Source organism: Streptomyces sp. YGL11-2 (assembly GCF_050054615.1).
In the GTDB taxonomy this organism is placed as follows: domain Bacteria; phylum Actinomycetota; class Actinomycetes; order Streptomycetales; family Streptomycetaceae; genus Streptomyces.
Genome location: NZ_JBNHIN010000021.1, coordinates 54,309 through 57,334, shown reverse-complemented (window position 1 = coordinate 57,334; position 3,026 = coordinate 54,309). Strand labels below are relative to the sequence as shown.

Sequence of the window (3,026 nt, the reverse complement as noted above, 5' to 3'; positions counted from 1 at the left end):
GCCTCGTTTTCTGGGTTCGCGTGGGCGTCCGCGGCGCCGCGGGCCGCCCTGTCGTCCGTCGCCTTGTCCGGCACCTGGCTGGCTCCCGTCCCGATGACCCCCGTGTTCTCTGTGTCGACGAGCATACCCACCCACCTTGCACCCCTCCCTTCACGACGTGAACTTCCATATCTCGCAGATTCACGTTGACTCGGTTCACAGCCCATGCTCTTATTGACCCACCGATTCGACGGAACCGATTCCAGCGCCCGGAAGGGGCCCCTTCGCATGTCTCAGCAGATGCACTACCAGCCCGTCCCGGAGGGGCCCCACGGCATGCCGGGCGCCGCCCCCCAGGCGGCGCGCAACGGACTGGGCATCGCCGCCCTGATCCTCGGCATCCTCGGCGCGCTCAGCGGCATCCCGATGCTGCTGTTCTGGATCGCCGGACCGCTCGGCATCCTGGCGCTGATCTTCGGCCTGGTCGGAACGAGCCGGGTCAAGAAAGGCCAGGCCACGAACAAGGGCGTGGCGATCACCGGCACGATCCTGGGCGTGCTCGCGATCATCCTCGCGGTCGTCGGCGGCATCGTCACCGTCATGGCCGCCAAGCAGGCCGTCGACGAGATCAACAAGCAGGTCCACGGCGCACCGGCACAGCCCAAGGACGGCAGCAAGGGCGGCAGCAACAAGTCCTACGGCCCCGGCGAGTTCGCGACCTACCCCGACAAGGGCCTTGAGGTGAGCGTCACCAAGCCGGCGCCATACGCAGTCGGCGAGATCGCCTCGGGGCACACCGCCGGCAACAAGGCGTACAAGGTCACCGTGCAGATGAAGAACAAGGGCAAGGCCGCCTTCAACCCCGCCCTGACCCAGATCAAGGCGAAGACCGGCGCCGACGGCCGCAAGGCGGAGCAGATCATCGACGGCAAGATCGGCATCGGCTTCGACGGCTCGATCGCCCCCGGCGCGACCGCCACCGTGGACGTCGCCTTCGACGCCCCGCCGACCGCCAAGGAACTGGACATCGAGGTCACCCCGGACATCGACCTGCAGGCCGTGCACTGGAAGCTGCCCACCAGCTGACCCGGCGGGAGCCGCCCGGCTCCGCCCCCGCACCCCTCCCCCGACGGCCTCCGGCCCGGCACCGCGTCACCGCGGTGCCGGGCCGGAGGCCGTCGCGGTGCGCGGACCGATCCGCCCCCGTTCCCGGCCCACCCGCGGGAACGGACGGGCGCGCCCTGACGTCTGAGTCACCGACGCGCGGCGAGGGGGAGCGGCGCGGAGGTCGCGCGGCGGCCGGACCGGGGAGCGGGCGGACGGCGCGGCCCGCACCGCTGTTCCCACGCGTGGCAACGCGGGCGCGGGACAGGTGAACAGGGAGGCGGACCGCCCGGCGGACACCGGGCCGACCCGTTCACCCGTTCGAGTACCTTTTCGGAGACCGAGAGTGAGGACCCCCATGGACACGGCCGCAGCACCGGCGGCAGGCGACCGCGTCGGACCGGCGCGCGGCACCGCCACCCCGGCGACCGCGTCCCCGCCCCGTCCTACGGCGGCCCGCCTCGCCGCCCTCCGGGCGCCGCACCTCGACCCGTACTGGATCGCCGGGCTGTGCTTCCTCGCGTTCGCCACGCTCTCGTACTGCCGCTTCCGCTCCCTGTCCGACGTGTCCTGGGACCTGGGCATCTTCGAGCAGGCGATACGGGGCTACGCCCACTTCGGCGCACCGATCGTCGACCTCAAGGGGCCCGGCACCAACATCCTCGGCGACCACTTCAGCCCCGTCCTGGCCCTGCTCGCCCCCTTCTACCGCCTCCTCCCCTCACCACTGACCCTGCTCGCCGCGCAGGCCGCGCTGTTCGCGCTGTCCGCGATACCGGTGACCCGCGCCGCCGCCCGCCACCTCGGCCGCCGCCAGGGCCTGGCCATCGGCGCCGCCTACGGCCTGTCCTGGGGCATACAGAAGGCCGTCGACTTCGACTTCCACGAGATAGCGTTCGCGATGCCGCTGATCGCCTTCGCCCTCGAAGCGGTGCTGCGCGGCCGGTGGAACGCGGCGGTGTGCTGGGCCGCGCCGCTGGTGCTGGTCAAGGAGGACCTGGGCGTGACCGCCGCCGCCATCGGCGCGCTGGCGCTGCTGCGCACCCGGCGCGCGAGCCCGCTGCCCATCGCGCTGGTCGCGTTCGGCATCACCGCCACCGCCGTCACCCTCGGCCTGATCATCCCCGGCTTCAACGGCTCCGGCTCGTACGACTACTGGAGCAAACTCGGCGCTCACGGCGGCGCCTCCCCCGCCGTCCCGGTCGACGTCGTGCTCCGCACCGTGCTGTGGGTGCTGCTCCCCACCACCGGGCTGCTCGCCCTCCGCTCCCCGCTCCTCCTGGTCGCGCTGCCGACGCTCGGCTGGCGCTTCCTCTCCCACGACCCGCACTACTGGGGCATCGACTGGCACTACAACGCCGTCCTGATGCCCGTCGTGTTCCTCGCCCTGGTCGACGCCCTGCCGCACGCCCGCGCCGCCGCCCGCCCGTGGCTGCGCTCGTACGCGCACCATCTGCCGGCCGCCCTACTGGCCGCCGCGCTGGCGCTGACCACCAGCCTCCCGCTGACCCGGCTGACCGAGGCCGCCACCTACCGCAAGCCCCCGGGCGTGGCCGCCGCCGAGCGGCTGCTCGACCGGATCCCCGACGGCGCGACGGTGGAGTCCGACGTCCGCCCGATCAGCCACCTCACGGGCCGCGCCCGCGTCTACTGGACCGGCGACACCGGCGGTCTGGCCCCCGACTACGTCGCCGCCCAACTGCCCGAGCACCACACGCCCGAACAAGCCCTCGCCGACGTGACCGCCCGTCACCCCAAGTCCACGTACGTCCCGCTGGGCACCGCCGCGGACATCGTCGTCTTCCGGCGGACGTCGGCGGGCTGACGATGTTTTGTGCCCTCCCACGTTGTCGGCTGACCCGCCGTGGGGGTTTCCGCCGTTCTCCGCCTTCGGCGGAGGGGGTTGGTGGGCGGGGACGCCTTGTGGGTGGTGGGTGCCGGGG

Annotated in this window: 2 protein-coding genes; both read left to right on the top strand. The window is 72.6% G+C overall.

All coding sequences use genetic code 11. The annotated features are described in order from the left end of the window. Window positions 1-267 precede the first annotated feature (267 nt). Window positions 268-1,065, top strand: a complete 798-nt coding sequence (locus ACO1BR_RS23505) for a DUF4190 domain-containing protein (protein ID WP_426797060.1) — start codon at window positions 268-270, stop codon at window positions 1,063-1,065. 376 nt (window positions 1,066-1,441) lie between these two features. After that, window positions 1,442-2,908 (top strand): DUF2079 domain-containing protein, encoded by a 1,467-nt coding sequence (locus ACO1BR_RS23500; RefSeq protein ID WP_426797059.1) that lies wholly within the window; start codon window positions 1,442-1,444, stop codon window positions 2,906-2,908. Window positions 2,909-3,026 lie beyond the last annotated feature (118 nt).